The 16,210-nt window shown below is 59.2% G+C and carries 16 protein-coding genes and 1 pseudogene; 11 read left to right on the top strand and 6 right to left on the bottom strand.

The genetic code is table 11. The features are described 5' to 3' along the window. Positions 1-40 precede the first annotated feature (40 nt). The 3 genes from D5270_RS13745 to D5270_RS13735 all read right to left on the bottom strand — a co-directional run bounded on the left by D5270_RS13745 (position 41) and on the right by D5270_RS13735 (position 3,450). Positions 41-1,306, bottom strand: a complete 1,266-nt coding sequence (locus D5270_RS13745) for a hypothetical protein (RefSeq protein ID WP_166544633.1) — start codon at positions 1,304-1,306, stop codon at positions 41-43. A 34-nt stretch (positions 1,307-1,340) separates the two neighbouring features. Next, positions 1,341-1,943 carry a hypothetical protein gene (locus D5270_RS13740; RefSeq protein ID WP_166544632.1) on the bottom strand — a complete coding sequence of 201 codons (603 nt, stop codon included), beginning with the start codon at positions 1,941-1,943 and terminating at the stop codon, positions 1,341-1,343. 106 nt (positions 1,944-2,049) lie between these two features. Then, positions 2,050-3,450 carry a glycine--tRNA ligase gene (locus D5270_RS13735; protein WP_166544664.1) on the bottom strand — a complete coding sequence of 467 codons (1,401 nt, stop codon included), beginning with the start codon at positions 3,448-3,450 and terminating at the stop codon, positions 2,050-2,052. Positions 3,451-3,512: 62 nt separating this feature from the next. Here D5270_RS13735 and D5270_RS13730 point away from each other — a divergent pair, with 62 nt between their 5' ends. From D5270_RS13730 to D5270_RS13705, 6 genes are all read left to right on the top strand, one after another. Then, positions 3,513-3,794: a hypothetical protein gene (locus tag D5270_RS13730; protein WP_166544631.1), complete on the top strand. Its 282-nt coding sequence runs from the start codon at positions 3,513-3,515 to the stop codon at positions 3,792-3,794. A 23-nt stretch (positions 3,795-3,817) separates the two neighbouring features. After that, positions 3,818-4,603, top strand: a complete 786-nt coding sequence (locus D5270_RS13725; RefSeq protein ID WP_166544630.1) for an alpha/beta fold hydrolase — start codon at positions 3,818-3,820, stop codon at positions 4,601-4,603. A gap of 24 nt (positions 4,604-4,627) precedes the next feature. Beyond that, positions 4,628-6,430, top strand: coding sequence for a translation elongation factor 4 (lepA, locus tag D5270_RS13720; RefSeq protein WP_166544629.1), 1,803 nt, complete (start codon positions 4,628-4,630; stop codon positions 6,428-6,430). Next, positions 6,427-7,539, top strand: a complete 1,113-nt coding sequence (gene hemW / locus D5270_RS13715; RefSeq protein WP_166544628.1) for a radical SAM family heme chaperone HemW — start codon at positions 6,427-6,429, stop codon at positions 7,537-7,539. The genes lepA and hemW overlap by 4 nt, the downstream gene beginning before the upstream one ends. A 102-nt stretch (positions 7,540-7,641) precedes the next feature. Then, positions 7,642-8,301 (top strand): helix-turn-helix domain-containing protein, encoded by a 660-nt coding sequence (locus tag D5270_RS13710; protein WP_166544627.1) that lies wholly within the window; start codon positions 7,642-7,644, stop codon positions 8,299-8,301. Beyond that, complete coding sequence (locus tag D5270_RS13705) at positions 8,285-9,178, top strand: CPBP family intramembrane glutamic endopeptidase (RefSeq protein ID WP_166544626.1); 894 nt, start codon at positions 8,285-8,287, stop codon at positions 9,176-9,178. Before D5270_RS13710 ends, D5270_RS13705 begins: the two co-directional genes overlap by 17 nt. Positions 9,179-9,236: 58 nt before the next feature. Here D5270_RS13705 and D5270_RS13700 read toward each other — a convergent pair whose 3' ends face one another. Together D5270_RS13700 and D5270_RS13695 are read right to left on the bottom strand one after the other, a co-directional pair. Next, complete coding sequence (locus D5270_RS13700) at positions 9,237-10,232, bottom strand: carbohydrate kinase family protein (RefSeq protein ID WP_166544625.1); 996 nt, start codon at positions 10,230-10,232, stop codon at positions 9,237-9,239. Positions 10,233-10,263: 31 nt separating this feature from the next. Further along, entirely contained in the window at positions 10,264-11,616 is a 1,353-nt protein-coding gene (locus D5270_RS13695) for a glycoside hydrolase family 32 protein (RefSeq protein ID WP_166544624.1), read from the bottom strand. 183 nt (positions 11,617-11,799) lie between these two features. On the opposite strand from D5270_RS13695, the gene D5270_RS13690 reads away from it, so the two are divergent. Then, positions 11,800-12,315 (top strand): DUF6106 family protein, encoded by a 516-nt coding sequence (locus D5270_RS13690; RefSeq protein WP_166544623.1) that lies wholly within the window; start codon positions 11,800-11,802, stop codon positions 12,313-12,315. A gap of 3 nt (positions 12,316-12,318) precedes the next feature. Here D5270_RS13690 and yfcE read toward each other — a convergent pair whose 3' ends face one another. After that, positions 12,319-12,864, bottom strand: a complete 546-nt coding sequence (gene yfcE / locus D5270_RS13685; protein WP_166544622.1) for a phosphodiesterase — start codon at positions 12,862-12,864, stop codon at positions 12,319-12,321. Between the two features lie 105 nt (positions 12,865-12,969). Between yfcE and alr the strand changes: the two genes are divergently transcribed. The 4 genes and pseudogenes from alr to D5270_RS13670 all read left to right on the top strand — a co-directional run bounded on the left by alr (position 12,970) and on the right by D5270_RS13670 (position 16,208). Beyond that, positions 12,970-14,172, top strand: coding sequence for an alanine racemase (alr, locus tag D5270_RS13680; RefSeq protein WP_166544621.1), 1,203 nt, complete (start codon positions 12,970-12,972; stop codon positions 14,170-14,172). A gap of 48 nt (positions 14,173-14,220) precedes the next feature. Continuing rightward, positions 14,221-14,421 (top strand): hypothetical protein, encoded by a 201-nt coding sequence (locus tag D5270_RS13675; RefSeq protein WP_161473012.1) that lies wholly within the window; start codon positions 14,221-14,223, stop codon positions 14,419-14,421. Positions 14,422-14,678: 257 nt separating this feature from the next. Continuing rightward, a pseudogene (locus D5270_RS17065) lies at positions 14,679-14,741 on the top strand (hypothetical protein); the annotation flags it as partial. A gap of 27 nt (positions 14,742-14,768) precedes the next feature. Beyond that, positions 14,769-16,208: a phosphodiester glycosidase family protein gene (locus D5270_RS13670; RefSeq protein ID WP_330587534.1), complete on the top strand. Its 1,440-nt coding sequence runs from the start codon at positions 14,769-14,771 to the stop codon at positions 16,206-16,208. The last annotated feature ends 2 nt before the right edge of the window (positions 16,209-16,210 follow it).

Raw genomic sequence — 16,210 nt, 5'->3', positions numbered from 1 at the left:
GGACAGAGTAGAGGGCTCTGTCCGCTTGTTGCTTGTTTTATTACTGTTTATCGTCTCCGTGGAGTATCTCCCGAAGGAGCTCCGTGGTGTCCATCTGGCTTGGGGGTATTTTCGACGCCGGCTGCGGGCCCCTTGAGAGGGGCTTGGGTTTGGGCTGAGGCTGCGGAGCGGGCCGGGGCTGGGGGCGGGGAGGCGCAGACATCTCCTCGGGGAGGGTGAACTCCTCGGTGTACATGGAGGCCGCCGCGGGCATGACAGGGCCGCCGGGGGCGGGAGCCTGCCTTATGGGCTCAAACTCCTCGGTATACACAGAGGCCTCTGCCGGGGCCGCGGGCCCCGGCTGGTAGCCTGCCTCCTCAGGGGGCAGCTCGAACTCCTCGGTGTACATGCTGCCGTTTATGGGCACAGCCAAATCCTCGGGCTCGGGGCGGTGGAGGGAGGGGGCGGGCGCGTCGTAGCCCCGGGCATAGCCCTGGCCCGGCTGGCTGTAGTCCTCCTGCTCATATTCATAATCCTGCCCGCGGTCGTACTGGGCGTAGGGGTCGTCCTCATAGGCGGCCTGCTGGGGGGCGGGCCTGCGCACCGGCTGGCGCATGGCCTGGGCCGACTGCTCTATCTCGGCAAATATCTCCTCCCGGCCGTCCGCCCGCCGGCCCCGGATGATTAGCACCGCCAGCACCCCAAGGCCCAGTACCCCCGCGCCTATACAGGCCGCGCCGCCGTAGAACAGGGCCCTGGACATGGAGTTGCTCTTTTGGGTGACCCGGGCAAAGGTCACGTACTGGGGGCCGTCCTCTATGGGCTCCTGAGAGCCGGAGCTGCCGGAGACTGAGCCGGAGGAGCCGCCCTGCGAGCCGCTTACCGGCCTGCGGGAGCTGTTGTTGGGCTGTCGTATGCCGCCGCCCAGGTTTACAGGGGGCCGCGTGGCGGAGCCCGGGCTGTCGTCACCGCCGCCGGTATTTCCGCCGTTGTCTATGGGCGGCGCGGGGGTAGGTTCCTCCGTGGGCTCAGAGGTGGGCTCTTCCGTAGGCCCGTCAGTGGGCTCCTCGGTGGGGCCGGGGCCATCTGTAGGGGTATCGGTAGGGCCGGGCTCGTCGGTGGGCGTGTCCGTAGGGGCGGGGGGCTCCGTGGGGTCAACTACAGGCGGCTCCGTAGGGTCCACCACAGGCGGGTCAGTGGGCTCCACCACAGGAGGCTGCTCCTCGTCCCCCCCGGGGGACACGTCCATGGTCCCCTCCCCCTCGTTGGCAAGGGCCGGGACCACAAGAAGCAGCACCATCAGGGCCATGAGAATTGCTGTTATCAACCGTGTTTTTTTCATATTGCCTCCATTTTTCTGTCTATTGCTTTTCCTGAACGCTCCTAACCATCTCCGCTATCTCTTCGCCGGAGAGCCGCCTGCCGTCCACAACGGCGGGTACGCTGTATTCGAGCCTCAGGGTATAAGGGCCCTCATTGTCCCCGGGGCCGGTTATCTGGTGCAGGGCGAGCTCGGTCACCTCTCCCGCCTTCCAGCGCTGGGTATCGGGGTAGGCGGGCTCGCCGTACAGCTCAGAAACCGCGCTTATAAGGGCTTCCCGGGCGGCCCCGGCCTCCTCCTGGGTGTCAAACGATGCCTGGAAATACATACCATACAGCCCCTCGGGGCTGCCCACAGAGGTCAGCAGTATCTGCCTGAAGTCCGTGCCGTCTATGCTCCGGGAGCTTTTCAGGGGATAGGCACCGGCGCTGGTTAAGAACTCATAGCCGTCCCCTTCCGTATCCAGGTCTTTCTCAGAAAAGCCCAGCCCTTTAAGGGCGGTATCCCTGTCCGAAAGGTACAGGCTCTCAAGCTTTCCTATCTCGTCCTCTGTGAGCAGGCCCTGGGCGGGCTTAGGCCCGCCGCAGGCCGCCAGCGCTGTCACTGCAAGGAGCAGTACCGCCATCAGGCTTTTCCTCAACATAACCTTCACACCTCTCTGATAATTTATAGTATAGAATAGTATAGACTGTCTCTATACATATAGTCGGCTAAAATAAGGCGGCGGTTACAGCTTTTGTGGGAATATTTCAGAACTCCCCTATTTTCTCCTTAACATACCTCTCCAGGCCCTCAATGGGCACCCGCTCCTGGGCCATGGTGTCACGCTCCCTTACGGTGACGCAGTTGTCGGCGGGCTTCTCGCTGTCGCCTACGGTCTCAAAGTCGACGGTGACGCACAGGGGCGTGCCTATCTCGTCCTGCCTGCGGTAGCGTTTGCCGATGGAGCCGGTCTCGTCAAAGTCGGCCATTATGTGCTTTGAGAGCTGGCTGTAGACCTCAAGGGCCTTGGGGGAGAGCTTCTTTGAAAGGGGCAGCACCGCCGCCTTATAGGGGGCGATACAGGGCTTCAGGTGGAGCACTACCCTGGAGTCGTTCTTCGCCTCGTCCAGGACCTCCACGTCGTAGGCCTCCGAGAGCACAGCCAGCACAGTGCGGTCCAGGCCGTAGGTGCTCTCTATAATATAGGGGATGAACTTCTCGTTTGTCTCCGGGTCCAGGTAGTCCAGCTTTTGGCCGCTGTACTCCTGGTGGCGGGTCAGGTCAAAGTCCGTGCGGTTATGGGTGCCGTTTATCTCACCCCAGCCGAAGGGGAACAGGTACTCTATATCGCAGGCGGCCTTGGCGTAGTGGGCCAGCTTCTCGTGGTCGTGGAAGCGAAGGCGCTCCGGGGAGAGGCCCAAATCCTCAAAGTATTTCCTGCCGTACTCCTTGAAGTAGGCATAAAGCTCCTCGTCGTCACCCTTTTTGCAGAAGGTCTGGAACTCCATCTGCTCGAACTCGATGGTGCGGAAGGTGAAGTTGCCGGGGGTTATCTCGTTTCTGAAGGCCTTGCCTATCTGCCCGATGGAGAAGGGGAGCTTCGCCCGCATGGTGCGCTGGACGTTCAAAAAGTTCACATACTCCCCCTGGGCGTTCTCGGGGCGCAGGTATATGACGGACTTATTGTCATTGGTGACGCCCCGGAAGGTCTGGAACATCAGGTTGAACTCCCTGATATCCGTGAAGTTGTGCTTGCCGCAGTTGGGGCAGGGGATGTGGTGGTCCTTGATATACTGGAACATCTCCTCCTTGGTCATGCCGTCGGCGTGGGCCTCGGGATTGAAATCGTCAATAAGGTTGTCGGCCCTATGGCGCATTTTGCACTCCTTGCAGTCTAAAAGGGGGTCGGAGAAGCTCTGCACGTGACCGCTGGCCTCCCAGACCCTGGGGTGCATGAGGATGTCCGCGTCCACCTCAAAGGAGCTGCGGCGCTCCTGGATAAAGCGCTTGCGCCAGGTGTCCTTAATGTTGTTCTTAAGCCTTGCCCCGAGGGGGCCGTAGTCCCAGGTGTTGGCGAGGCCGCCGTAAATATCGCTGCCGGGGAAGATAAACCCCCGGGTCTTGCACAGGCCGGTTATCATGTCCATGGTCTTCTCAGTATGCTGCATAGCTAATACGTCCTTTCTCTGCTTCATAGTTAACGCGGTTCAAAAGAGGTATTTCACCTCTTTTGAACTGGGCAGCTTTGCTGCCCAGCTTAAAAATCGGCATATACCGATTTTTAAGTGCGTTTACTATAACATACCAGTATTTTACCAAACTCCAGGCAGATTTGCAAGGAAAACGTGAGGATTTTGCGTTTTTCCCTTATGGGGCGCGGTTGACAGGCAAAGGGGAAGGGGTTATAATAAAAAGGCTCCCGGGGGTTCTGCCGTGTGAGGGGGCTGAAAATATAACAAATAAATTTTATATATATAATTTTATATATAATTATATAATAGAATATAGATAGAACCACTGCTAAGGAGGCCCGCAATGGTCCAGGCTATCCAAAAGGACGGCACGTCCATATACTGTGTGAGCTTCGGCTCCGGCAGCAGGCCCCTGGTCATGCTCCCCGGGCTCAGCCTTCAGAGGGTGAAGGGGGCGGCCCTGGGGCTCCGGCTTATGTACAGGGAGTTCGGCAGGAGCCATAGGGTCTATGTGATAGACAAGAAGGACCAGGTGCCGGAGGGGTACACTATAAGGGACACAGCGGAGGATACTGCCTATGTGATGGAGAGGCTGGGCATTTTTGGGGCCGATGTGTTCGGGGTGTCCCAGGGGGGCATGACGGCCCAGTACCTTGCCATATACCATCCGGAGCTTGTGCACAGGCTGGCCCTGGGGGTCACGGCCTCAAGGGTAAACCCGGTGATGGAGGAGAGCATAAACACCTGGATAAAAATGGCCGGTGCCGGGGACTACGGCGCGCTTGTGGGGGACATGCTGAAAAGGATGTACTCCCCCGCCTATATCAAAAGGTACGGCTGGCTGTTCCCGGCGGCCTCAAGGCTGGGTAGGCCCGGACAGCAGGATATAAGGCGCTTTATAAACCTTGCCAAGGCCTGCCTGGAGTGTAATTCCTACCCTGAGCTCCACAGGATAAAATGCCCAGCCCTGGTGCTGGGGGGCAGGGAGGACAGGGTGCTCACTGGGGAGGCCTCAGAGGAGATAGCAGAGGCCCTCTGCTGCGAGCTGCACATGTACGAGGGCCTGGGCCACGCCGCCTATGAGGAGGCAGGGGACTTTAACCGGAGGATAAGGCTGTTTCTCAGCTAAAGATATAGAAGGAGAGTATAGATAATGGACAAGAGCAGGATAAGGAACTTCAGCATAGTGGCCCATATAGACCACGGCAAGAGCACCCTTGCGGACAGGATTCTGGAGCAGACCAGCGCGGTCCCCCTTCGGGAGATGGAGGACCAGCTGCTGGATAATATGGACCTGGAGCGGGAGCGGGGCATTACAATCAAGGCCCACGCCGTCACCCTGGTGTATACCGCAAAGGACGGCTTGGACTATGTCTTTAACCTGATTGATACCCCCGGGCACGTGGACTTTAACTACGAGGTCTCAAGGTCCCTTGCGGCCTGCGAGGGGGCGGTGCTGGTGGTGGACTCCTCCCAGGGGATAGAGGCGCAGACCTTAGCCAACACATACCTTGCGGTGGACGCGGGGCTTGAGATAGTGCCGGTGGTGAATAAGATAGACCTTATCAGCGCGGACCCCGAGAGGGTCTGCCAGGAGATAGAGGACGTTATAGGGATACCGGCTATGGACGCTCCAAGAATATCCGCAAAGAACGGCATAAATATAGACGAGGTCATGGAGCGGGTGGTAAAGGACATACCGCCTCCCCAGGGGGACGAGGGGGCCCCACTAAAGGCCCTTATCTTCGACTCCTACTACGACCCGTACAGGGGAGTAATAGTCTACGTGCGCCTGAAGGACGGCACCGTGAGGACCGGGGACACCATACGGATGATGGCTACCGGCGGGGAGTTCCAGGTGGTGGAGTGCGGCTTTTTAAGGGCCACCTCCCTTGAGCCCGCCGAGGCCCTGTATGCCGGGGAGGTGGGCTATATAGCCGCCAGCATAAAGGACGTGCGCCAGGCAAGGGTGGGCGATACGGTGACCCTCTCGGAGCGCCCTGCCGAGGAGCCCCTGCCGGGATACCGGGCGGTGCAGCCCATGGTGTACTGTGGAATATACCCTGCCGACGGCGCCCACTATACGGACCTGAGGGACGCCCTTGAGAAGCTGCAGCTCAACGACGCCTCCCTCACCTTCGAGCCGGAGACCTCCGTGGCCCTGGGCTTCGGATTTAGGTGCGGCTTTTTGGGGCTTCTGCATATGGAGATAATCCAGGAGAGGCTGGAGCGGGAGTATAACCTGGACATTATCACCACCGCCCCAAGCGTTGTGTATAAGATAAAGAAGACCGACGGCGAGGAGCTGACTATAGACAACCCCACAAACTACCCCGACCCCGCCACTATCGCCGGGGCCCAGGAGCCCATTACCAACGCCCATATATATTCCCCTGCGGAATACGTGGGGAGCATTATGGAGCTCTGCCAGGAGCGGCGGGGGACCTTTATGGACATGAAGTACCTTGACACCGACCGGGTGGACATACACTATGAGCTGCCCTTAAACGAGATAATCTATGACTTCTTCGATGCATTAAAGTCCCGCACCAGGGGCTATGCCAGCTTTGACTATGAGCTTTTGGGCTATAGGGAGTCAAAGCTTGTGAAGCTGGACATACTCTTAAACGGAGACACTGTGGACGCGCTCTCCTTTATACTCCATGCGGACAAGGCCTACCCCAGGGCCAGAAAGATGACCGAGAAGCTGAAGGAGAATATACCCCGCCAGCTATTTGAGGTGCCCATACAGGCCTGTATAGGCGGGAAGATAATCGCAAGGGAGACCGTGAAGGCCATGCGCAAGGACGTGCTTGCAAAGTGCTACGGCGGGGATATAACCCGCAAGAAGAAGCTCCTTGAGAAGCAGAAGGAGGGCAAGAAGCGTATGCGCCAGCTGGGTACGGTGGAGGTGCCCCAGGAGGCGTTTATGGCTGTGCTCAAGCTGGAGGAATGATGGGGTTAGGGCTCTATATACACGTGCCCTTCTGCATGGGGAAATGCCCGTACTGTGACTTTTACTCCGTCACCCCCGGGGAGGAGGCGGTGGACGGCTATATTAAGCGCACCCTTGAGCTTATGGCTGAGTACGGCAGGGACTGTCCTTACGAGGTGGGCACGGTGTACTTCGGCGGCGGCACGCCCGGTTTACTGGGAGCAAAGCGCCTTGGGGAGCTCCTGGAGAGTGTACTCCGGAGCTTCCCTGTGGCCGGGGGCGCGGAGATAACCTGCGAGCTGAACCCCGCCGGGCTGGAGGCGGGGTTCTTCCGGGAGCTGAAAAGCGCCGGGTTTAACCGGCTCTCCATGGGCATGCAGTCGGCAGATGAGGGCGAGCTCCGTATGCTTGGAAGACGGCACGGGCCCGGGGATGTGGAGCGCTCGGTGGAGCTGGCGCGGGCCGCGGGCTTTGGGAATATCTCCCTTGACCTTATGCTGGCCCTGCCCGGGAGCAGCCCTGAGAGCCTGCAGGGGAGCATAGACTTTGCGGCAAGGCTTTCCCCGGAGCATATCTCGGCCTATATATTAAAAATAGAGCCGGGCACTCCCTTTGCCTCCCAAGGGCTACAGCTGCCCGACGACGACAGCGCCGCCGACCAGTACCTGCTGACTGTAGAGCGCCTGTCCCGGCTGGGATACAGCCAGTATGAGATAAGCAATTTCTCCCGCCCGGGGTATGAGAGCAGGCATAACCTCTGCTACTGGCAGTGCGGGGAGTACCTGGGCCTGGGACCGGCGGCCCACTCCTTTTATAAGGGGCGGCGCTTCCACTGGGAGCGGGACCTTAACGGCTACCTCAGGGGGGAGGCCCCCGAAGACGACGGCCCCGGGGGGAGTATGGGGGAGTTTGCCATGCTGAACCTGCGGCTCTCCAGGGGGCTTATTGAAAGGGAATGTGTCCTTCGCTTTGGAGGGGAGGGGGGCGAAATGTTCTCCCGGGTCCGGGAGAGGGCCCTCTCACTGCCGGGGGCCCTTATAGCCGCGGGCCCGGGGAAAGTCGCCTTTACCCCCGAAGGATTTTTAGTGTCAAACGCCCTGCTCTCAAGGCTTTTGGAGGGCATGATATGAACTCTACGGGCCGAAGACCCCTGATTTTGCGCGGGTCTACGGCCCATGGGTTTTCTTTTTTCAGGGCCTGCCCTATACTTTTGTGTGAAGGAGGCGGTGAAGATGGAAGGGCCTCAGATTGGCTCATTGGACCAGGCGCGCACCGGCAGGTTTATCCAGCAGCTTAGAAAGGAGCTGGGCCTGACACAGCGGCAGCTTGGGGAGAAGCTGATGATAAGCGACAAGACGGTGAGCAAGTGGGAGTGCGGCTCAGGGCTCCCTGAGATATCCCTTTTAATGCCCCTTTGCCGGGAGCTTGGGGTAAACGTCAACGAGCTCCTGTCCGGGCAGAGGCTTTCCGCCGCCGACTACCAAAGAAAAGCGGAGGAAAATATCATGTCACTTATGAAGGAGCGGGAGGAGAACGTAAAGAAGATTCGCCTCTCGGTGTTCACCGGAGTCAGCACCACGGCGACCCTGATAATCCTGGTGCTGCTGGTAGGGTTTTATGCCGGGGTGATGTCCCTGCCGGTGAAGCTGCTGGTGATAGGCTTTGCCTGCCTTCAGTTCGGGGCGGGGCTCTACGTCACCATGTCCATGGATAAGGAGGCGGGGTACTTCAAGTGCAAAGCCTGCGGGGAGACCTTCAAGCCCACATGGAGGGCGTATCTCTGGGCACCGCACACTATCACCCGCCGCTGGCTCAGGTGCCCCAAATGCGGGAGGGTCACGGCGTGCAGACATGTAATGAGCAGGGGGGAGCCGGATGGGCAGGAGAGGTAAGATACTGGCGTTTCTGGGAGTAGAGTATGCCCTGGTGATAATTTTCACCCTGCCCCTGTTCCTGCTGGACGCGGAGCCCCTGGGCCCGCTGATGATGGGGATATCCGTGGCGTTCATGTTCCTCCCGGCTGCTTCGGCGCTCATAGTGAGGGCGCTGGCCCGGGACAGGTCAGGACTGTACCTTCGGCCCAATATACGCGGGGCAAAAAAGCAGTACCTTATGGCGGCTTTCCTGCCCGGGGCGCTGGCTTTAGCCGGGGCGGCGCTGTATTTTGTCCTGTTCCCCGGGGACTTGGATTTGTCCATGGGGTATATGTCCGGGGTCTTAGAGCTCTCCGGCGTGGAGGCGGGGGTGCCGGAGGTGACCCTGCCCCAGGCCATAGGCGGGGGGATTCTTCTGGCGGCTATAGCGCCGCTGGTGGCGGTGAACCATATTGCGGCATTCGGGGAGGAGGTGGGCTGGCGGGGCTTTCTCCTGCCGCTGCTCATTGAGGAGCTGGGGGAGAGAAGGGCAGTGTTTGTAAACGGTGTGCTCTGGGGCATAGCCCACGCCCCGCTGGTCTGCTTCGGGCTGAACTATACCGGGGAGTACCCCGGCGCCCCCTGGTCGGGCATACTTATGATGGTGGTCTTCGCCACGGTCCTGGGCATATTCATGTCGTACCTTACACTGCGCTCGGGGAGCATATGGCCCGCCTGCATAGCCCACGGCGCCGTCAATGCCGTGAGGGAGGCCCCGCTGCTTATCTGCGGGGCGGGGTATAACGTCCTTTTAGGGCCAAAGCCCTCGGGAATCATAGGCATGGCGGGCTTCATTATCCTGGGCGCGGCCCTTATGCTCAGGCTGGGAACATCTGAAAAGAGGCTATGGGACTAGCTTACACAATAAAATAGCAGGACAGGCGCAACAGCCTGCCCTGCTATTTTGTTTATACTCACATGAGCCTGAAGCCGGTCTCCAGCACGTCCATTTCTTCCATGCACCGCAGTATGTCCTCGCGCCCGGCAATAGCCGGGATACCCCCTGGCTTTGAGGCGCACATGGACCCGGCGGCGTTGGCGAAGCGGCAGAAGCCCGCAAGCTCCTCCTGACCCAGGGACTCCAGCTTCTCCGGGGTGTCGTAGCCGTTCTGGATGAGCTGGGATAAAAACGCCCCCCAGAAGCTGTCCCCTGAGCCGGTGGTGTCCACTACCTTCACATCATAGGTGGGGTGGTGCCGGAGCTGGCCCTTCAGGGAGGACACGCAGCCGTCGGGCCCCAGGGTCACCAGGGCCAGTATAACGCCCTTTTGGTGCAGGGCCTTTGTGCCCTCGGCAATACTGTCCGTGCCGGTGAGCAGGGACAGCTCCTCCTCGGATATCTTCAGCACATGGCAGAGCTCAAGGCCTATGCCCATGGCGGCTATGCCCTCCTCTGCGTCCTTCCAGAGGGCGGGGCGCCAGTTGGGGTCGTAGGATATCATCCTGCCAAGGCCCCGGGCCTCCTTTACCAGGTTCAGAGTGGTGGTGCGGCTGGGCTCGGTGGTGAGGGAGAGGGAGCCGAAGTGCAGGAGCTTGCAGCCGCTTATCAGGGACTTGTCAACCTCATTTTCACGAAGCTGGGTGTCGGCGCCGGGGTCCCGGTAGAAGGTGAAGCTGCGGTCGCCCTTGCTGTTCAGGTGCACGAAGGCAAGGGTGGTGCGCACGTCCCTGTCCACCACCACATTGCCCACGTCCACGCCGTTTTCCTCAAGGCAGTCTTTAAGGGTGTGCCCGAAGCTGTCGTCGCCCACCTTGCCGATAAACCCCGCCGAGGCTCCCAGTCTTGAGAGCTGTACGGCAACATTGCCGGGGGCTCCCCCGGGATTTGGGCAGACGGCGTTCTCCACGCCCGGGGCCTTCACCGGGCTGAAATCTATCAGAAGCTCTCCGGTTGTAATAATGTCCGGCATAGTATCAGTTTCCTTTCAAAATATATTTTTATTATTTTATCAGGCTTATCCCAGCCCGGGCGTTCCCCTTTATATCTATACTGGTATAGGGCTCTGTGGGGTACAGAAGCTGGGTAAAGGCCCGGGTGCCCCTGTCCCCGAATAGCTCGCAGATGGAGCGGTCGAAGGTGAGCTCCAGGGTCCAGGGGCCGTCAAAGAAGCGCGGAGCGGATATCCTGCCGTACTCGGGCTTTGCAAACTCGGGGTCAAAGTCCCTTGCCCCGGAACAGCTACGGTCTATGTAGATATTCCCGGTGCCGTCTACTCCAAAGAGGAAGGCTTCACCCAGGCTGTTTGACAGGGATATCTCAGCCTCCCCCTCCCCTGAGACGGTGAGCTTATATACCTCGCCTGGGAGACTGCCCGAGACAGGCACCGGCTCCCCGAACAGCCTATCGCTTACAGGGGCGCCCGCAAGCCTCGGTCCCCCGAGGGGGGTGTCTACAAGGGAGAGGACCCGGGGCAGGGTCATCTGCCCGCAGAAATCCCCGGTGGGCAGATTGTTTGCATAGACCCAGTTTGCCGCCCAGCCTACGAGTATCCGCTCCTCTGTGCCAAAGAAGGTGACTCCGGCGTAGTTGTCGAAGCCGCTGTCGATAAACTCCGGCTTTGTGAAGCTGCCGTCTGATGTGAAGGTCCTGCCGTCAAAATTCCCCAGGAAATACTGGGTGCGGCTGCCCAGGTTCTCCGGGCAGGCCCCCATGCTCACTATCAGCACCCATACCTCCCTGCCCCCGAGAGTGAGGGGGAACAGGTCCGGGCACTCCCAGACCCCTTTTGAAAGGTTGCCCCCGGGCCCGAAGCTGCCGGTCTGCCGCCAGCTAATAAGGTCCTTTGAGGCGTAGAACTCCACGTGGTCCCCGGCAGCCAGCACCACGGTCCAGCCGCCGTTAGGATTTTTGAGCACCTTCGGGTCCCTGAAGTCGGGCTTTTCCCTGTTTGGTATCACCGGGTTGCCGGGGTACTTTGTGAAGGAGACCCCGTCCTGGCTCACGGCAAGGCTCTGCTGCTCGTGGTCGCCGTGGGAGGTGTACATGGCAACTATAGGGGCACGGCCCCCGGCCCCCAGGCCCGAGGTGTTCCCGCTGTCGTACACCGCGCTGCCGGAGAAGACCATACCAAGGCTGTCGGGGGCAAGGGCCAGGGGCAGGTCCTGCCAGTGTATAAGGTCGCTGCTTACGGCGTGGGACCAGTGGATATCCCCCCACTGGGGCTCTGGGCCGTACTGGGCAAAGAGATGGTATTTCCCTCCGGCATAGACAAGGCCGTTGGGGTCGTTTATCCAGCCGGATTTCGGGGTGTAGTGCAGGTCGGGGCGGAAGTTCCGCAAAGCTTTGGTGCTCATTGGACAGGCCTCCTTGTGTTTTTGCGTACATTTTATCACATAAAATGTGAAAAGTAAAGAAGCTGCGGGTACTTGATTGACTTTCCCTTTCCTTTGGTCTATAATACAGTTTAACAGTAAAATTTATTAAAAATCTATTTTTTTGAAAGGGACAGCAAAATGAATGACGTCTTCGTTGAACGTATGGTAAAGAAAAAGTTTGAGACCGTGGACCTGCTGGTAATCGTGGGCATTATAGCGGCTATAATCGTGCTCAGCTTCGCGGGCTTCCTGGTGGGGGTTGGGATACTCATGTTCCCCATGCTCTCCCTGCTTGTGATGGCGGGGGCCGTGTTCGGGGGATATAAGCTTATCTCCATGCGGATGCTCGAGTATGAATACAGCCTGACCAACGGCTTTGTCACCGTGGACAAGATAATGAACCGGGCCACAAGGAAGCGCATGACCTCCTTTGAGTGCAGCTCCTGCGAGGATTTGGGGGTATACTCCGAGGCCGAGGCAAGGCTTAAGACCCGGTCCTTTGACAACAGGATTTTCGCCACACAGTTTTCGGACCACCGGGATTCCTGGTACATGATAGTGCACAGCGGCAAGACCGGGAAAACCCTGGTCGTCTTCGACCCGGACGGGGACATGCAGGAGGCAATCAAGAAGTTTATCCCCCGCTCGCTGAAGTTTGAGAAGTTCGGCAGGGGCTGAGGCTTAAAGCTCCAGCCTGTCGTACTCCACGCCGTCAAGGGACTTCCAGGCGAACAGGCCACCTTCAAGGGTCATATAGCTATGTGCGCTCCCCTCCTTTGGTATGGACACGGAGCCGGGGTTTAAGTACCACCACCCGGCCGGAGTTTTGACCTTGGCGGGTATATGGGTGTGCCCGTGGAGCAGCAGGTCCCCGGGGGACAGGGCAGGGGGATTATCCGTGTTGTACACATGACCGTGGGTGGCGAAGACGAGCCTGTCCGCCGACTCTATCAGGCAGTATTCGCCCAGCACCGGGAAGGGCAGGACCATCTGGTCCACCTCGGCCTCACAGTTGCCCCGCACGCAGAATATCTTCTCCTTCATGGCGCTGAGCATAGAGATGACCTCCTTGGGCGCGTAGCCCTCCGGCAGGTCGTTGCGGGGGCCGTGGTACAAAAGGTCCCCAAGGAGCAGAAGCCGGCCGGCCCCCTCCCTATTGTACGCCTCAAGCAGGGCGCGGCAGTATGGGGCCGAGCCGTGTATGTCGGACGCGATTAGCCATTTCATATCAATCAGCCTTTCGTAATATTATATATTAAGTATAGCCGAAAAGCTCCCGGGACGCAAGCCAATAGGGGGAGAGGGGATAAATTTTCCTGACTGGAGGTTTCTATGACTGAGATAATCCGGCGCACCTGGGCCGAGATAGACCTGGACGCCCTTGCGAATAACTACCGCATAGTGCGCGGCAGCACGGACCCCAGGGCTATGGTCTGCTGTGTTGTAAAGGCCGACTGCTACGGCCATGGGGCATTGAGGACAGCCGCTGAGCTCCAGAGCCTTGGGGCCGACTGGTTTGCCGTATCGAATCTTGAGGAGGCCCTTCAGTTGCGCCGGGGCGGGATAGTAAGGCCTGTGCTGGTGCTGGGCTTCACCCCGCCTGAGGAGGCCGGGGCGCTGGCGAAGGGGGATATCTCCCAGTGCGTGTACTCTATGGACTACGGGGAGAAGCTCTCCCTGTGCGCGGCGGCAATGGGCGTGAAGGTGAAGGTGCATTTGAAGATAGACACCGGCATGAGCCGCTTGGGATTTTACTTCCAGGATATTTTCAGGGACGAGGGGGCCATAGGTGAGGTAATAAAGGCCTGCTCCCTGCCGGGGCTTCTGCCCGAGGGGGTCTTCTCCCACTTCGCCGTGTCCGACGAGGGAGAGGAGGGGGACGCCTTTACCATGCGGCAGTTCGGCTGCTTTAAGGAGCTCTCTGAGGCCCTGGTACGGGCGGGGGTTGAAGGCGGGCAGCCGCTGCTCAGGCACTGTGCCAACTCGGCGGCGGTGTTTGACTATCCCCTTTCACACCTGGACATGGTGCGGGCGGGGGTGGTGCTCTACGGCCTCTATCCCTCGGCAAAGCTGAGGGCCAGGCCGGAGCTCAGGCCTGTTCTGGCCCTGCGCTCGGTGGTGTCCCATGTGAAGACAGTGCAGCCCGGGGCGACCATAAGCTACGGCAGGAAATTTACGGCAGAGCGGGAAATGCGGGTGGCGACAGTGCCGGTGGGCTACGCCGACGGCTACCCCAGAGCCCTTGGGACCGGCGGTGCGGCGGTGCTCATCAGGGGCAGGCGCTGCCCGGTGCTGGGGCGCATATGTATGGACCAGCTCATGGCGGACGTGACCGGGCTGCCGGAGGCGAGCATGGGCGACCGGGTGACCCTCATAGGCCGGGACGGCGGGGAGGAGATATCCGCCGGGGAGGTGGCGGGCTGGGAGGACACCATCAGCTATGAGGTGGTCTGCGCCCTGTCAAAGCGCGTGCCGAGGGTGTACCTGAAGGACGGCAGGGTGGAGAGCATATATAATCAGCTGCTTTCAGAGTAAATATCAGCGCCTTCAAAGGGCATAATAGCCCTTGGGAGGTGCTGTTTTATGGAAAAGCCAAAGAGAAAGATAGACTATAGGGAGCACGAGGAGCCGGCGGGGGAGCAGTTTCCGGACATATCAAATGTGGCCTCTGCCAATGAGTGCACCGGGCTGATGTACAAGACCCCGAAGGACGGGGAGGAGTGGGAGAGCTACCAGGAGCTCTCCTCCATGGCGATACCGAAAAAGAAGCGCCGGGAAAAGTGAAAGGGGCGGGGCGACCCGCTTCTTTTTTGTGGAAAAAACAGGTTGCAATATGCCCGGGCCGGTGATATACTGGTAATGTTTAAAAGCTCACCGAGTTTACAAAGAAGGAAGTGTCAGAAGCTATGAAAAAGCGTGTTCTCTCCCTGCTCATGGCTGTGGCAATGCTGGTATCAGTGCTGCCGGCTATGAGCGCCTCTGCTGCCAAGGGGCAGAAATTCTCCGATGTGTACCGGGGGAAATGATTTGCAAAGTATGTCTATCCGGTGTCCGAGGCCGGGATTATCAACGGCGACGGCAAGGGCAAGTTCAACCCCGGCAGCAAGCTCAAGCGCTGTGACGTTATCACCATGCTGTCTCTCTCGGCAAAGACTCCCGAGGAGCTCAAGGAGTATGAGGATATGGAGCTGTGCCCGGACTCCAAGCAGGGCCAGTGGTACACAAAGTCTGTAAACTGGGCCGCCCAGGAGGGGATTATCCCGGCGGGCGAGAACTTCAGGCCCAAGGACGATATCACCCGCATGGAGACAGTTGAGCTGGTATATTCCATGCACAAGGCACACCCCGAGGTGGTGCCACTTACCCCTGTGAGGGACCCCCTGACGTTCCCTGACACCGCCGGCCTGTCCTCTGAACAGAAGGAGGCCCTTGACGCCTGCACCAGCGGCAACGTCATCGACGGCACAGGCTCCGGCGCCTTTGACCCTTCAGGCCTTCTGCAGAGGGACCAGGCCTCCAGGATAATCTGCGATATGCTGGAGCTTGAGACCTGGGAGGACTCAAGGATTCCCGAGAAGCCGAAGCCGCAGTTTGTGGCCCCCACAACAGGGTATAAAAACGGCGCTACATATGTGGAGTTCGACCCCCAGTTCTTTAACGGGAAAATAGCCCTGGCTAACGGCAGGCTCGACTCGGCGGCCTCCTACAGCAGCATCCTCAGCGGCCAGAACGCCTATATCGCCGTGAACGGAGCGATGTTCAACCACCTTAACGGCGCAAATACCACCTACGGCTCCTTTGTGAGCAATGGCAAGGTGCTGCGCATTATGAGGCCTGATACCGCGGGCGTAAAGCGCGAGGCCGCTTTCGTAATTGATTCCAACGGCAAGGCCAGTATTCAGTGGATGAATATAAACCAGAAGATAGACCGGGTTGACTCCGGTACCAAGGCCATTGAGAGCGTGGGACTGAACACGACTGTGGGGAACAACGACGGCTCCCGCATGGTGTATACCAGCGAGTTTGCCTCAAAGGTCAGCGGCAAGGTGGCATACGCCTTTGCCGTTGACAGTAGCAACACTATCACGAAGGTTTATACCTCGGCTTCCGACGTGCCGGTGCCCAAGGGCGGCTATGTGCTGTTCACAAGGATGGCCCGTGACCCCTGGCCCGACAGGTTTTTCACCCTGGCCAAGGCCGGTGACAAGCTGAAGCGTACCTTTGAGTATGTGGGCTCCACAGTCCAGGATGTCCAGACACTTATCTCCTGCGGCCCCACCGTGCTGAAAAAGGGCGCAATCTTCACAAACTACGCCTCTGAGGGCAACTACGACGACCATGTGCTTGGCAGCGGGACCCATATGCTCCTAGGCGTGAAGGCGGACGGCAAGGCGGTCATAGCCTACGCCAGCGGCAGCCAGCAGAGCATGGGCAATATTATGAAGTCCCTGGGCTGCACAAGCGCCATAAATGTTGACGGCGGCGCATCCACCTATCTTAGCTGCAACGGAAAGACCTTTATAACGCCAGGCAGGAACCTTACAAATATGCTGGTCTTCACTAAAAAATAAGG

Origin of the sequence: Acutalibacter sp. 1XD8-36, assembly GCF_009917525.1 — a bacterium.
Lineage (GTDB): Bacteria > Bacillota > Clostridia > Oscillospirales > Acutalibacteraceae > Acutalibacter.
The sequence above is the reverse complement of the archived record's forward strand: the minus strand, read 5'-3'. Positions and strand labels throughout refer to the sequence as shown.

What these genes read in the sequence shown, in the direction of transcription:
- D5270_RS13740 (WP_166544632.1), bottom strand. Translation starts at nt 1,943, where the DNA reads ATGTTGAGGAAAAGCCTGATGGCGGTACTGCTCCTTGCAGTGACAGCG.
- D5270_RS13735 (WP_166544664.1), bottom strand. Translation starts at nt 3,450, where the DNA reads ATGCAGCATACTGAGAAGACCATGGACATGATAACCGGCCTGTGCAAG.
- D5270_RS13725 (WP_166544630.1), top strand. Translation starts at nt 3,818, where the DNA reads ATGGTCCAGGCTATCCAAAAGGACGGCACGTCCATATACTGTGTGAGC.
- lepA (WP_166544629.1), top strand. Translation starts at nt 4,628, where the DNA reads ATGGACAAGAGCAGGATAAGGAACTTCAGCATAGTGGCCCATATAGAC.
- hemW (WP_166544628.1), top strand. Translation starts at nt 6,427, where the DNA reads ATGATGGGGTTAGGGCTCTATATACACGTGCCCTTCTGCATGGGGAAA.
- D5270_RS13710 (WP_166544627.1), top strand. Translation starts at nt 7,642, where the DNA reads ATGGAAGGGCCTCAGATTGGCTCATTGGACCAGGCGCGCACCGGCAGG.
- D5270_RS13705 (WP_166544626.1), top strand. Translation starts at nt 8,285, where the DNA reads ATGGGCAGGAGAGGTAAGATACTGGCGTTTCTGGGAGTAGAGTATGCC.
- D5270_RS13700 (WP_166544625.1), bottom strand. Translation starts at nt 10,232, where the DNA reads ATGCCGGACATTATTACAACCGGAGAGCTTCTGATAGATTTCAGCCCG.
- D5270_RS13695 (WP_166544624.1), bottom strand. Translation starts at nt 11,616, where the DNA reads ATGAGCACCAAAGCTTTGCGGAACTTCCGCCCCGACCTGCACTACACC.
- D5270_RS13690 (WP_166544623.1), top strand. Translation starts at nt 11,800, where the DNA reads ATGGTAAAGAAAAAGTTTGAGACCGTGGACCTGCTGGTAATCGTGGGC.
- yfcE (WP_166544622.1), bottom strand. Translation starts at nt 12,864, where the DNA reads ATGAAATGGCTAATCGCGTCCGACATACACGGCTCGGCCCCATACTGC.
- alr (WP_166544621.1), top strand. Translation starts at nt 12,970, where the DNA reads ATGACTGAGATAATCCGGCGCACCTGGGCCGAGATAGACCTGGACGCC.
- D5270_RS13675 (WP_161473012.1), top strand. Translation starts at nt 14,221, where the DNA reads ATGGAAAAGCCAAAGAGAAAGATAGACTATAGGGAGCACGAGGAGCCG.
- D5270_RS13670 (WP_330587534.1), top strand. Translation starts at nt 14,769, where the DNA reads ATGCTGTCTCTCTCGGCAAAGACTCCCGAGGAGCTCAAGGAGTATGAG.